This is a genomic window from Roseateles sp., assembly GCF_049240545.1.
Taxonomy (GTDB): Bacteria; Pseudomonadota; Gammaproteobacteria; order Burkholderiales; family Burkholderiaceae_C; genus Paucibacter_A.
Window position 1 is genome coordinate 1 of record NZ_JBMLSK010000001.1, and the last position, 13,011, is coordinate 13,011.

Consider the following 13,011-nt stretch of genomic DNA (forward strand, 5'->3'; position numbering starts at 1 on the left):
ATCGCGGCCATGCTGGTGGAGATGTTCCCGACCCGTATCCGTTACACCTCGATGAGCTTGCCGTATCACATTGGAAACGGCTGGTTCGGTGGACTGTTGCCGTCCATCACTTTTGCGATGGTGGCCCAGAACGGCAACATCTATCACGGCCTGTGGTATCCCATCGGCATCGCTGCGATGACTTTGGTGATTGGTCTGCTGTTCGTCCGCGAAACCAAGGACGTGGACATCTACGCCAACGATTGATCGGCAGCAAGTACTGCCCATCGAAGAAGGCGGCCCATGGGTCGCCTTTTTTTTTAGCCTCCCCAAACTCTCGATCTGCACGGTACTCAGCCTGCAGTCAGCTTGGGGCTGAAGAATGAAGACTTGTTTCTTTCACTCTTTTTGACGGACTGGACCTGAATCATGTGGAAACTGCTTGTTGGCTTTGCGCTCTTCGCTGCTTTGGCCATCTTTATCTTGATGAAGAGTGGCGGCAATATCGATATGAGCGGCGAGAAGCATGATGTATCGGCGCCTCATTCGGAAGCTGCGTCAGCAGCGCCGGTGGCCGCTCCTGCGGCCTCGCTGCCCGAAGCTGCAAGCGCACCCGCCTCGGCTGCGTCGACCTGAGCGAGGCAGCGCCCCGGCTGTATCCCTTGCGTGCAGCCGGATATCTGCGCTCAGGGCGGATCCAAGCCCGTGCCAGTGGACTGTGCCGCTTTCGCCCGACCCGGCTGTTTCGCCTGGTTTGGGGGGGCAGCACAGGGCAATACTCCTTTTCATCAGCCGACTTTTTGTTGAGAATCAGCCGGGGCGTGCTGATTGGCCGCCTGTGCTTGGCAGGGTCCAGGCTCGGTGATGACCCAGGAGAGAGATTCAATGCTCGATTCGCTGTTTGCGATGGTTCCCAGCGTGCGCGCGCGCTTGATCACTTTGACTGCGGTGTTATGTCTGCTGATGGCAGGCTTGACCTTGAGCGGCATGCGTCTGCTGGCCGCCTCCAACGAAGCCTTGCGCACCGTCTACGATGACCGTGTGGTCCCGCTTCAGCAACTCAAGACCGTAGCCGATATGTATGCGGTCAATCTGGTGGATACCACCCACAAGGTTCGCAATGGGAATCTGGACTGGCAGGCGGGCTTGCAATTGGTGGATGCTTCGGATGCCGTGGTGCGAAAGACCTGGAAGGCTTACATCGAGACCTTTTTGGTGCCCGAGGAGAAGCGACTGGCTCGAGAGCTTGAGCCCTTGATGGCATCCGCAGATCGCATCCGCCAGCGCTTGCATGAGGTCTTGCTGGCCAAAGACGAAGCGGCTTTGGCGGATATCGCCAAGAACTCTCTTTATCAAGCCATCGATCCTTTGAGTGACAAGCTCAATGAACTGGTGGCTGTTCAACTGACGGTTGCCAAAGCCGAGTATGAGCAAGCCCGCAGTCGCCACGCAAGGGCGATCTGGTTGGCGATCGGCGGCTGCCTTCTGGCCTGCCTGATCGGTATTGGCGTCGCGATGCTGATCTCCTCACGCATCATGCGCTCCTTAGGGGCGGAGCCCAGTTCGGTGCGGGCCGTCGCCGAGGGCATTGCCAAGGGCAATCTGGCGCAAAGACCGTCCCTACAGGCTAACGACCAATCCAGTGTGATGGCTTTCATGCATGCCATGCAACAGGGGCTTGCGAATCTGGTGCGTGAGGTGCGGATGAATGTGCAAGAGCTGCATTCCGCCTCAGGTCAAATAGCCCAGGGCAATCTAGACCTTTCCCAGCGCACCGAACAGACCGCGGCGACGACGCAAGTGGCTAACGCCAAGCTTGTTGATGTGATGGACCGCTTGCGTTTGCGTGTGGACAGCTCCAACGAAGCGCTTAGCCTGACCCAGACCGTGCAGCAGGTGGCGCTGCGTGCTGGAGGGCAGATGAGCCAGGTGGTTCAGACCATGCATGGCATTGACGACGGTGCGCGCAGGATTGGGGACATCATCGGCGTCATCGATGGCATCGCATTTCAGACCAATATCTTGGCTCTGAATGCTGCGGTGGAGGCGGCCCGTGCGGGCGAGCAAGGTCGGGGTTTCGCCGTCGTGGCCTCCGAGGTGCGGGCCTTGGCGCAGCGCAGTGCCGAGGCTGCGCGGGAGATCAAGGTCTTGATCTCGAGTTCGATGGAACGTGCGGCCTCCGGCACCGCCGAAGTGGATGCGGCCGGTGTCACCTTGCAATCGATGGTGCAAGAGATTCAATCGCTGACGGCATTGATGGCGCAGTTGGATGCCGAGTCGGGTCAAGATCAAGCCGATATCGATCAGTTGCAGATGCAACTGAGGCATCTTGATCAGGTCGCCCAGCAGAATGCGGCGCTGGTCGAAGAAATGGCGGCCTCCAGTGAGAACCTGAAGGATCAGGCGGGCCGTTTGGCGAATGCGGTCCGGGTGTTTGCGCTCTAGCTTGCCTGCATTGAAAGCTGGCTTGGGCTCCCCTTGCATGCGAGAGAGCCCGCAGCAGTGATGACACGGCTGCGGGCTTGTCTGGTGCCAGGGTTCGGGGGGGGACTTGTGTAGACCCACTGGCATGGTTCTAACCCTCGGTGATCCCCTGGCTTTGTCTCCGCCCGCCCTTCAGCGAGGAGGATTCAGGCTCAGAAGTGGTAGTTCACGCCCAGGCTCCAGGCATCCAGCGTGTTGCCGAAGGTGCTGGTGGTGGGCACGTTGTTGTAGCGAGTCAACTCGGTACGCAGCGACCAGTTCTTGCTGATGGCGTAGTCCGCGCCCAGACCCACCTTGATGCCGGCGGCATGGTTGCCCGAAGCGGCGCTGTAGTTACGCTCCATATGGGCGCCACCCAGACGACCATAGACCGTGAACTTGTCGCTCACCGGCAGTCGGCCAATGGCATCCAGCGAGTAGGCGGTGGTGGTGGCCTTGTTGTTGCCGATTTTTTGTGTGCCCAGACGGTTCACACCCAGTTCGGTGGCGAAGTACTTGTTGAACTGGTAACCGCCATGCAGGCCGTAGGCGGTGTCCTTCTTGTCGAGGCCCACGGCGGGGCTGGTCGGGCTGGTCAAGTTATTGCGGGCTTGACCGATGTCTGCTCCCACATACCAGCCGTTCTCAGTGGCGAAGGCGCTGCCGGCGGCAAGGGCCAGAGCGAGGGTAGCGGTCTTGGTGAATGTATGCTTGTTCATCGACTTGCCTTTCTTCTTGGTTGAGTCAATCTCGCTGCGGTTGCCTGTTCGGCTTGTGTGCTGCGATGGACTCATTGTGTCGATGAGGGGCTGGCAAGTCAGTACAAACCCTGTATGGCCTGTGTGACGGTCTGTGACAAGGCCTTGGGTTTGCGACCTTGGGTTGGGGTGGCTTTTTCAGCCGAAGGTCATGGGGGCCCAGGTCCGAGCGGGTTCACATCGATGGGGGCCAAGCGAAGCCTGGGTCTTGATGCAAAAGCCCGTTGGCTGAGGCACCTAAGCCTCAGATCGGCTTCAATGCAGCGAAGCCTCGGCGCCGCCGCGTTCGGGGGCGACCGTGGGCAGCCTGATCAGCATGCGTGCACCATGGCCGGGCGCGCTGAAGACCTCGATCTGTCCGCCCAGCACATTGGTGACAATGTTGTGCACGATGTGCATGCCCAGGCCTGAGCCGCCGGTGCCAAGCTTGGTGGTGAAGAAGGGGTCGAAGATGCGGCGGCGCACCGATTCGTCCATACCGCGGCCATTGTCAATGACGCTCAACTCGACCTCGTCGGGACTGAGTTGCGCGCAGTGCACTCGGACTTCACCTTCGGTCCGGCCTTCAAAACCGTGCACCAAGGCATTGATCAAAAGATTGGTCAGCACCTGGCCGAGCGAGCCGGGGTAGCTGTTCATAGAGATGCCGCTACCCAGATCGGTGTGGATGACAAATGGGGTGTGCTTGAAGCTGGGTTCCACCATGATCAAGACGTCTTCGACCACGCGGGCCAGATCGAAGTCGCGCCGCAGGTCGGTGGTTTGGTCAATGGCGACTTGCTTGAAGTCGCGCACCAGATCGGCAGCCTTTTGCACATTGCGCTGCAAGATGTCTTGGCCGCGACGGGTGTCGCGCACCAGATCTTCCAGCATGCTGCGGCGCATGGGCGTGGCGCTGGACAGCATCTCGTCCAAAGCCTTGTAGCGGTCTTCCAGGGAAGACACCACGGTCAGCGAGTTGCCCAGCGGGGTATTCAACTCATGCGCAACCCCGGCCACCAAACGCCCCAAGGAAGCCAGCTTCTCTGACTCCACCAATTCATGCTGGGCGGTTTTCAGATGGGCCAGAGCCTGGGTCAAATCTTCATTGCTGGTGGTCAACTCCGCGGTGCGTTGCTCGACCTGCTCTTCGAGCGTGGTGGCATGGTGGCGCAACTCGTCAAAGGCTTGCAGCAAGGATTGACGCATGCGCTCCATGGCCAAACTGACCCGGGCTATCTCATCGCTGCCGACCGGATCCAGCGGCTTTTCCAATTGACCTGCGGCCAAGGCCTCGGCGGCTTGCGTCAGCTGTGTCATGGGCAACAGCACGCGCCGACGCATCACCCACAGGATGAGCAGCGAAGACATGGTCAGCGTGAACACACTGCGCCACAGGGTGCGCACCATATCGGCACGTTTGGCCGCCAGAAGGGGGGCCGCGCTCATCTCCACCGTCAGTTCTGCAATCTGGCGGCCGTCGCGCAAGACCGGACGGCTGGCTTTGAGGGTCAGGTCTTGCTCATCTGCGCTTTGCGGGCGTCGCACCTCTTGAAAGGCCGCGGTGGTGGATTGCTCGCGCACGACCACGGATACAAAGCGTGGGTCATCGAACTGAGCCTTGATCATCGGTTCTGCCAAGTCCGGCGAGACTTGCCAGACCGGCTCCGCCAGCGACAAAGACATGACCTCCGTGGTGCGCGCGAGGTCGCGCTTCAAGTCTTCGAGCGCGGTGTGGCGGGTGGCTTGGGCGTCCCACAGCAATGTGACGGCGGTCGGCACCAGCAGACCCACCAGCAGGGCCACGATCACGGCATAGCGAAGCGATGCTCGCTCGAACATCAATGCACTCCTCGAGGGGCTTGCCTCGGCACGAATTGGTGCGACTGAGCGCTCGTTGGGCTGGGTGTCATTGTTTGGCCGCTGCTCCTGAGGCACTCAGTGTAAGGGCCAGTGAGCCGCTTGGGAGCGCAAGCCGGGCTAGAACTTACACCGAGGCGTTTGGCTTGGCAGGTTTTCAAGCAAGCGCCGGGCGTGGGTCGGAGGCGCACGCAGCCCGAGCCTGCTCAGGCCGCCAGGACGGTTACACAATTGCGACCGGTGCGTTTAGAGGCATAGAGCGCCCGGTCCGCGCGGGCGTAGAAGCTGTCGGCGCTTTCGCCCAAGGCCATCTGGGTGACGCCAATCGAGATGGTGACGCGCTCAATCTCTGCGGGGGTGGCGCCGCGCCGAATGCGGCTGGCTGCAACACTGGCGCGCATCGTTTCGGCCATCTTCTGGGCGAGCTGCAACTGGCCATTCGGCAGCAGCAGCGCGAATTCTTCACCCCCAATGCGGGCCGGCAAGGCCTCGTCCGCCGACGGATGGGCCCCGCAGCTGCCGACAACGCCCTTGAGTGTCTGTGCTACAGCCCGCAAGACCTGGTCACCGAAGGCGTGGCCATAGCTGTCGTTGACACGTTTGAAGAAGTCGATGTCCCCCAGCACCAAGCAAGGTGCGGTGGACTTGTCGGTGGGTGCTGCCTCGATGCACTTTTGCATCTGCAGGTCAAAGGCGCGGCGGTTGGCCAAGCCCGTGAGTGCATCCAGCAGGGCTTCGCCACGCGCCCGGCGCACGTCCTCGCGCAGGCTGTTGATCTCCTCTTGGCTGCTGTCCAATCTTTGCTTCAAATGGTTCAGGGCACCGCGGATCTCCCGCGTGCCACTGAGCAATTCCTGCAGCACCTGGGCTTGGGCTTGCTGCGGCGGGTTGTCCAGCAGCCGCTCGACCCAGTGTGTCAGTGATTGATCAAATCGGGCCGATTGATGGCCCGCTTCCGCCGCCGAGGCGGCCATGCCTTCGAGCACCTGATTCAGCCCGGCACTGATCTTCTCTCCGGTGGCCGGATCCAGTTCACAGATGTGCTCTCGATACAAGGTCCAGACCTGGGCTTCATCCAAGGTCTGACCACCCGCCGTCTGGATATTCAGCGCCTGATTCAGCGAAGGATTCATGCCGCTGACGAACTCATACCAAACGGCATAACTGGCCGGATGCAGTGCGGCACGCTGTTGTGTCATCAAAGGCAGGGCCGCGCGCAAGTGTTCGGCGCTGCGGGCCATGCTGTCGGTGTATCTCATGGTTCTATTCCCTAATTCCCATGTTCCTTGCAGCCGAGTCTGGGGCGCGTGGCGTTCTCACCTAGCATTGGACGGCTTGCACCCGCTGGTATCGGTCGCGCCCGCGCTGGATTGAGGCGTGGACGAACCGAAACAGCGGCAAAGCGCAGCGCTGCGCGAAAAAGTGCCGCTTTTGTCGGCACGAGGTCTCTGCCATGCATTGAGCTTGCATCGGGTCGGCATCTTGGCGGAAGGCGGGCGGCAGCCGGATGGCGTCTGGGTTGGCGGGCGCAGGGCTTGCCTAGAATGGAACCCGATGACCTCCTCAGCGCCTCCATCCCTTCCAACCGCCAGTTCTCAGTCTCTCTGGCCGGGTTTGTTGTTGGCTTCTTTTGGTGCGATCGCTTTTTCCGGCAAGGCCATCATCGTCAAGCTCGCTTATCGACATGACGTCGATGCGGTGAGCTTGATCATGTTGCGCATGTTGTTTGCCCTGCCTTTGTTTGTGGTCCTGGCCTGGTGGGCTGGGCGCGGCAAGCCGGCTTTGACCCGGCGCGATTGGCTTGCGGTCTTTGGCCTGGGTTTCTCGGGCTACTACCTGGCCAGTTTTTTGGACTTTGCCGGCTTGGCCTACATCAGCGCGAGTTTCGAGCGTTTGATTTTGTATTTGAATCCGACCCTGGTCCTCTTGCTCGGTTGGATCTTGTTCAAGCGCCGGGTCACCGGTCGGCAATTGCTGGCGCTGGCGATCAGCTATGCCGGCGTCTTGTTGGTGTTCGGGCAAGAGTTGCATCTGCAAGGTGCAGAGGTCTGGCTCGGGGCCGCCCTGGTGTTCGGCAGCGCCATCAGCTACGCCTTTTACCTGCTCTTCAGCGGTGAAGAGGTGCAGCGCTTGGGGGCCATGCGTCTCACCGGCTTGGCGACCACGGTGGCTTGCTTGCTCTGCATTGGTCAGTTCTTTCTGCTCAGACCGGCTGCGAGTGCATTTGCTGTGGCCCCCGAGGTCTTGTACCTGTCGGCCTTGAATGCTGTCGCCTGCACTTTCGCGCCGGTGTTGATGGTGATGATGGCGATTGAGCGATTGGGTGCAAGTCTGGCGGCGCAAACCGGCATGATCGGGCCGATGTCCACGATTCTGATGGGCGTTGTGATCCTGGATGAGCCCTTCACGCCCTGGGTGGCGGCGGGCACGGTCCTGGTCTTGAGTGGGGTTTGGTTGTTAGCAAAGTGGCGTTGAAACCCTGAACAAGGGTGTGAAGGAATCGCGATGGATCTGGGACTGTCGGGCCGCTGGGCCCTGGTGTGTGCGGCCAGCAAAGGCTTGGGCCGAGGCTGTGCCGAAGCCCTGGTGGGCGAGGGCGTGCACGTGGTAATCACCGCGCGCGGCGCCGAGGCCTTGGCGTCGACGGCGGCCGAGTTGCGGCGCTTGAATCCCGCCGTGCAGGTGGTGGCGGTGCAGGGCGATATCGCCACCGCTGAGGCGCGTGCCGCGGCCTTGGCCGCATGCCCGCAGGTCGACATTTTGATCAACAACGCCGGTGGCCCGCCGCCTGGCGATTTTCGCGATTGGGACCGTGCCGCCTGGCTGGCCGCGCTGGAAGCCAATATGTTGACGCCGATCGAGTTGATCAAGGCGACGGTGGACGGCATGGCGGCTCGTGGTTTCGGGCGAGTGGTCAACATCACCTCGGGCGCGGTGAAGGCGCCGATCGATGTGCTGGGCCTCAGCAATGGCGCCCGGTCGGGTCTGACCGGCTTTGTTGCCGGCTTGGCCCGTCAGCCCAGCTTGGCCGGCCGCAATGTGACCATCAACAGTCTGCTGCCCGGCGCCTTCGATACCGAACGACTGCACAAGACCTTGGCGGCCGGCGGTGCCAAACTGGGTCAAAGCAGTGAAGAGTTTGCAGCCAAACGGCGCGCAGGCATACCGGCGCAGCGCTTTGGCACGGCGGCCGAGTTTGGCGCCATCTGTGCCATGCTTTGCAGTGCCCAGGCGGGCTATCTCACCGGGCAGAACATCCTGCTCGACGGTGGCGCCTATCCCGGCGTGTATTGATGCCCGGCAGCTCGGACTAGCGACCGCTGGCGGCCGGGCTTTGCGAAGAAATCCAGATCCCGGCAGCAATCAAGCCGAATGCCAGGCCGTGATACCACTGCGGCCATTCGCCCAACAAAGCGCCTGACATCAGGGCCGCAAACACCGGCGTCAGATTGCCGAAGAAAGCGGCGATGGCTGGCCCGGCCTGGGCCACGCCCAGACCCCAGCAGCGATAGGCAATCAAGGACGGACCGATCGCCACATACAGCAGGGTCAAGGCAAGACCTGGCCCCCAAGCAATCGTCTGGGGCCGCAGGGCTTGCTCCAGCCCGGCCATGCCGCCAGCGAAGACCAGGCCGTAGAGCATCTGCGCCATCAAAACCGCCGCCCAGTCCCAGTCGGGGCGTGCTGCCCCGCGCATCGATTCGGGCGGCCTCACCAGCAGCCAGCTGTACAGGGCCCAAGAAAAAATTGCCACCAGCATCAGCAAGTCGCCGATCACGAACTGAACCTCGGCCAGTGTTTGCAAGGCCCCTCGGCTCATGACCAGGGCGACGCCCAGCAAGGACAAGGCCGCCCCCAGCATTTGCCGGCGACTCGGCCTGACGCCGAACCACAGCGCTCCCACCGTCAACATCCAGAGCGGCAGGCTGGCGGCAATCAAGGTGACGTTGAGCGCACTGGAGCTGCGCAGCGCTTGGTACTGCAGTGCGTTGTAGCAACCCATGCCCAGGAAGCCGCAAAGCGCCAGATAGCGCCAGCGCTTCAGCAAGACGGAAGGTTGCAGGAGTAAGCGCCAAGCGAATGGCAGCAGCAACAGGCCGGCCAAAGCCCAGCGCAATCCATTCAGTGCCAAGGGCGAGATGCTGTCGACCATCAAGCGCCCGACCACCGCATTGCCCGCCCACATCAGCGGTGGCAGGGTCAGCAGCAGGGCCAGGCGGGGTGTCAGCGTCATGCAGGACGGGGTGGGACTTGCTTGAGCGCCACTTCGAAGCTGAAACATGAGCCGGTGCCCGGCTGGCTTTCGACCTCGATACGCCCGCCCATCAAGCCGACCAAGCGCTGCACGATGGTCAGACCCAGCCCGGTGCCACCGTAGCGCCGCGTGATGCTGCCATCTGCCTGGGTGAAGGGGTCAAAGACTTGGGCGATCTGGTCGCGTGTCATGCCGATGCCGGTGTCATGCACGCTCAAACGCAGACGCAAACCTTCATCTGCGCCGACCGCCTCCTTGCTTTCGGGCGCGGCCTCCAGCAGCTGAATCTCAACCCGGACCTCGCCTTTCTCGGTGAACTTCAAGGCGTTGCCGACCAGATTCACCAGCACCTGGCGCAGGCGCAGCGCATCCCCCAAGACATGCTGAGGCACGCCCGGTTGCACCCGCGCATGCAGCTGAATGCCTTTCTCATGGGCTTGGAGCAGCAGCGGGTGCAGGGCCTCGCGCAAGCAGTCGTGCAAGGAGAAGGGCGATTCCTCGATCACCACCCGGCCCGCTTCGATTTTGGCCACGTCCAGCAAATCGTTGATGATGACCATCAGGCCTTTGGCCGAGTTGTGCGCCAGTTCGATGAATTTGCGTTGTTTGTCGCTCAGCTCGGTCTGCAAGACCAACTCGGTCAAGCCCAAGACGCCATTCATCGGCGTGCGGATTTCATGGCTCATATTGGCCAAAAAGCTGCTCTTGGCCTGACTGGCCGTTTCAGCGGCTTCGCGGGCCGCCTCCAGCGCCGCCTGGCTGGCCTTCAAGTCTGCAATGTCGCGGGCGTTGAGCAGCAGCACCGGCTCTCCGGTGACCGGGTCGCGCATCGGGCTGGCGTTGATGCCATGCCAACACAGGCCTTGCTTGGTCAGCAGCTGTACGTCGACCTTGACACTGGTGCCGGCCTGCACCTGTTGCATGATGCGGTTCGCGTCTTCCGCATCGGCGAACAAGGCCACTAGATCATGCTGAAATGGTTTGGCTTCAGGGCTGGGCTTGCCGGCTGCTGTGTCTGTTGCCGAATTGAACGCCAGCGCGGCGGCGGGGTTGCGCATCAAGCATTTGCCATCCTTCAGGCTGAACACCGCGATGCGAACGGAGGTGTGCTGCAGCGCTTCGACCCCGCGCAACACGCCCAAGTCGGTACCGCTGGCGAGTGAATCGGCCGCGAACAACATCACCTGCCGACGGTCGGGTGTGTAGATGCCGCGTGAAACCAGCATGGCGGTGATGGGCTGACCCTTGGGGTAGAGCGTCCATTGCTCGCGCACGATCTTGCCCTGAGCATGGTCGGTCGCGGTGACCGCCAAGCGTTCCCGTACCGGCTCTGCGGTGTCTGAAAAATCTCTTGCCAAGAACTCTTCGGCGCTGGCGGCACGCCAGAAACGCAGAGCGGCCGCATTCGCCCATAGATTGCGCTGCCGCTCGGGGTCAAAGACCCACATGGGGACATCAAGCCAGTCGTAATGCGTCAGGGAGGAAAAGTCGAGCATGGGCACAGGGCAAGAGGGAGTTCGTCTTACCTGAGTGACAGCGGACCGGCAAGTCCTGCTGGCGGGCAAGAAAAACGCAGCCCGCATTGTGGCTCGGTCGGCTTCGTTTGGCCCGGGTTCAGCAAGGGTACGGAGTGAAAAAAACTCAGGCGAATGCGCTCAGTCGTGCACCGCAGCACGGTAGGCATGCCAACTGGCGTGACCCAGAATCGGTCCGATGATGATCAGACCGAGGAATCCGGGCAGCAGTGCCAACACCACGCCGGCGGTGATCAGAAAGCCCCAGAACAGCATCACCAGCGGTTGAGACAGCACCAGGCGCAAACTTGTCAGACCGGCGGTGACCGCATCGGTCTCACGGGCCAAGAGCATGGGGATGGAAATCACGCTGATCGCAAAGATCAGGCCCGCGAATACACCGCCGACCGCCAGATACGCGATGATGAAGCTGACGTTTTGCGGATCCAGCAACTTCAGGATGGAGCCCGCAAAGTCAGGCATGCCATCGAAGCTGACCGCGAACACGATCAGGGCGGCGCGCCCCCAGATCATTTCCAGGATCAGCAAGACGCCCCCAAAAATGGTGATCTGGGACAAGCGGCGGTTCCAGGCCAGCAGCGAGTCCAAGAGGCGAGGCTTCTCGCCCATCTCCAGCTTCATGCTGACACGGTACAGGCCCAGGCACAAAAATGGGCCCATCAACAAGAAGCCCGCGGACAGCGCCAGGGTGTAGATCGGCGCATGTTTGAACACGCCGATGAGTGCCCAACCCATCAACATGAAACACAGGCCGTAGAACATGCCGATCAGCGGCGCGCGCTTGAAGTCGCGCCAGCCGGCGGCTAGCCAGCACAGCGGATCGCGCAGGCGCAAGGGATGCAGGGGGATGTTGAAAGAGGTGTCGCGCCTGGACTCCGCTTCGTCTTCGTTGGAAGGGGCAAGCGATTGCGTAGGCGTTGATGCCGTGTCGGCGGCCGCCTGGGGCGCCGCTTCGGCGGGGGGTGTGCTTGGCTGCGCTTGGGGTGCGTGGGCTTGAGGCGTCATGCCTGCAGCTTAGGCGGGAGCGAGCCTCAGAACCAGCGGACTTTCCTGATTGGGTGCAACCCGAGGTTGGCGGGGCGCGGGCGCCGCCCGCCCCCGCTGTTTCGGGCGCTGCGCGTGCTCAGCCGCCGCGCCGCACGCGGCGAATCTCGTCCCAAATCAGCAGCACCGCGCCCACGCTGATGGCGCTGTCGGCGATATTGAAGGACGGGAAATACCAGCCGGACCAATGCACCTGGATGAAGTCAACCACATAGCCGTGCAGCAAACGGTCCACCACATTGCCGATGGCGCCGCCCAAAATCAGGCTGAGCGCAGTGGCAAACAGGGTTTGTTGGCCGTGTCGGCGCAGCATGACGACGATGAAGACGGTTGCCACCGCCCCGATGCCTACGAAGAACCAACGCTGCCAGCCGCCGGCGCCGGCCAGGAAGCTGAAGGCTGCGCCGGTGTTGTGGACCCGCACGACGTTGAAGAAGCTGGTCACGAAGCGGCTGTCGCCGAGTTGGAAGTTGCCCAGGATCAGCACTTTGGTGAACTGATCCAGCAGGATGATCAGCAGGGCAATGCCCAGCCACAGACCCAGCTTGTTGCCGCCGCTGCTGCTTTTCTTGTAGTTGCTCGCCATCGCTCAGGCCACCGTGCGGGTTTCGCCGCTGCCGTGCAGATTGCTGTCGCAACGGCCGCACAGGGTCGGGTGCTCGGGGTTGGCGCCCACGTCTTCGCGGTAATGCCAGCAGCGCTCGCATTTCTGCTGCGCCGAGGGCGTGACGGTGACGCTCAACTCCGCTGCCTCGCTCAGGCTGGCGGCCGAGGTGATGAAGACGAACTTCAGATCCTCGCCCAGCGACTGCAGCAGGGTCAGGTCTTGCGCCGTCACGCCCAAGCTGACTTCGGCCTGCAGCGAGGAGCCGACACCGCCGTCCTTGCGCACGTCTTCGATGGCCTTGTTGACCGCTTCGCGGATCTCGCGGATGCGGCCCCACTTGGCCAGCAGCGCTTCATCGGGCGCGGCGAACTGCCAGTAGGTCTCGACAAAGATGCTTTCGCCGGCCGGCTTGCCGCTGAAGATGGGCCAGGCTTCTTCGGCGGTGAAGCTGAGGAAGGGCGCCATCCAGCGCAGCATGCCGTGGGTCAGGTGCCACAGCGCGGTCTGGGCCGAGCGGCGCGCCAGGCTCTT

General features: G+C 62.0%; 13 protein-coding genes. 5 read left to right on the forward strand and 8 right to left on the reverse strand.

What is annotated here, in order from left to right; genetic code table 11:
• The 3 genes from ACOVRJ_RS00005 to ACOVRJ_RS00015 all read left to right on the forward strand — a co-directional run.
• Positions 1 to 246 (forward strand): MFS transporter (locus ACOVRJ_RS00005; protein WP_422041855.1); only part of this gene is annotated, 246 nt, incomplete at its 5' end.
• 162 nt (positions 247 to 408) lie between these two features.
• Positions 409 to 615, forward strand: a complete 207-nt coding sequence (locus tag ACOVRJ_RS00010; RefSeq protein WP_422041856.1) for a hypothetical protein — start codon at positions 409 to 411, stop codon at positions 613 to 615.
• 249 nt (positions 616 to 864) lie between these two features.
• Entirely contained in the window at positions 865 to 2,424 is a 1,560-nt protein-coding gene (locus ACOVRJ_RS00015) for a methyl-accepting chemotaxis protein (RefSeq protein WP_422041857.1), read from the forward strand.
• 191 nt (positions 2,425 to 2,615) lie between these two features.
• Here the strand turns inward: ACOVRJ_RS00015 and ACOVRJ_RS00020 are convergent, their stop codons facing one another.
• From ACOVRJ_RS00020 to ACOVRJ_RS00030, 3 genes are all read right to left on the reverse strand, one after another.
• Complete coding sequence (locus tag ACOVRJ_RS00020) at positions 2,616 to 3,161, reverse strand: outer membrane beta-barrel protein (RefSeq protein ID WP_422041858.1); 546 nt, start codon at positions 3,159 to 3,161, stop codon at positions 2,616 to 2,618.
• A 294-nt stretch (positions 3,162 to 3,455) separates the two neighbouring features.
• Positions 3,456 to 5,021 carry a sensor histidine kinase gene (locus tag ACOVRJ_RS00025; protein WP_422041859.1) on the reverse strand — a complete coding sequence of 522 codons (1,566 nt, stop codon included), beginning with the start codon at positions 5,019 to 5,021 and terminating at the stop codon, positions 3,456 to 3,458.
• A gap of 224 nt (positions 5,022 to 5,245) precedes the next feature.
• Positions 5,246 to 6,298: a GGDEF domain-containing protein gene (locus ACOVRJ_RS00030; RefSeq protein ID WP_422041860.1), complete on the reverse strand. Its 1,053-nt coding sequence runs from the start codon at positions 6,296 to 6,298 to the stop codon at positions 5,246 to 5,248.
• A gap of 295 nt (positions 6,299 to 6,593) precedes the next feature.
• Between ACOVRJ_RS00030 and ACOVRJ_RS00035 the strand changes: the two genes are divergently transcribed.
• Together ACOVRJ_RS00035 and ACOVRJ_RS00040 are read left to right on the forward strand one after the other, a co-directional pair.
• On the forward strand, positions 6,594 to 7,514 hold the full coding sequence (locus ACOVRJ_RS00035; protein WP_422041867.1) for a DMT family transporter: 921 nt from the start codon (positions 6,594 to 6,596) through the stop codon (positions 7,512 to 7,514).
• 30 nt (positions 7,515 to 7,544) lie between these two features.
• Positions 7,545 to 8,333: an SDR family oxidoreductase gene (locus tag ACOVRJ_RS00040; RefSeq protein ID WP_422041861.1), complete on the forward strand. Its 789-nt coding sequence runs from the start codon at positions 7,545 to 7,547 to the stop codon at positions 8,331 to 8,333.
• 16 nt (positions 8,334 to 8,349) lie between these two features.
• Here the strand turns inward: ACOVRJ_RS00040 and ACOVRJ_RS00045 are convergent, their stop codons facing one another.
• The 5 genes from ACOVRJ_RS00045 to ACOVRJ_RS00065 all read right to left on the reverse strand — a co-directional run.
• A complete protein-coding gene (locus ACOVRJ_RS00045) occupies positions 8,350 to 9,273 on the reverse strand; it encodes a DMT family transporter (RefSeq protein WP_422041862.1) in 924 nt (307 codons plus the stop codon).
• Complete coding sequence (locus tag ACOVRJ_RS00050) at positions 9,270 to 10,790, reverse strand: ATP-binding protein (RefSeq protein WP_422041863.1); 1,521 nt, start codon at positions 10,788 to 10,790, stop codon at positions 9,270 to 9,272. The genes ACOVRJ_RS00045 and ACOVRJ_RS00050 overlap by 4 nt, the downstream gene beginning before the upstream one ends.
• Before the next feature lie 159 nt (positions 10,791 to 10,949).
• Positions 10,950 to 11,834 (reverse strand): DUF2189 domain-containing protein, encoded by an 885-nt coding sequence (locus ACOVRJ_RS00055; protein WP_422041864.1) that lies wholly within the window; start codon positions 11,832 to 11,834, stop codon positions 10,950 to 10,952.
• Between the two features lie 118 nt (positions 11,835 to 11,952).
• Positions 11,953 to 12,459 (reverse strand): signal peptidase II, encoded by a 507-nt coding sequence (gene lspA / locus ACOVRJ_RS00060; RefSeq protein ID WP_422041865.1) that lies wholly within the window; start codon positions 12,457 to 12,459, stop codon positions 11,953 to 11,955.
• 3 nt (positions 12,460 to 12,462) lie between these two features.
• The coding region (locus tag ACOVRJ_RS00065) for a class I tRNA ligase family protein (protein WP_422041866.1) at positions 12,463 to 13,011 on the reverse strand (549 nt) is incomplete at its 5' end.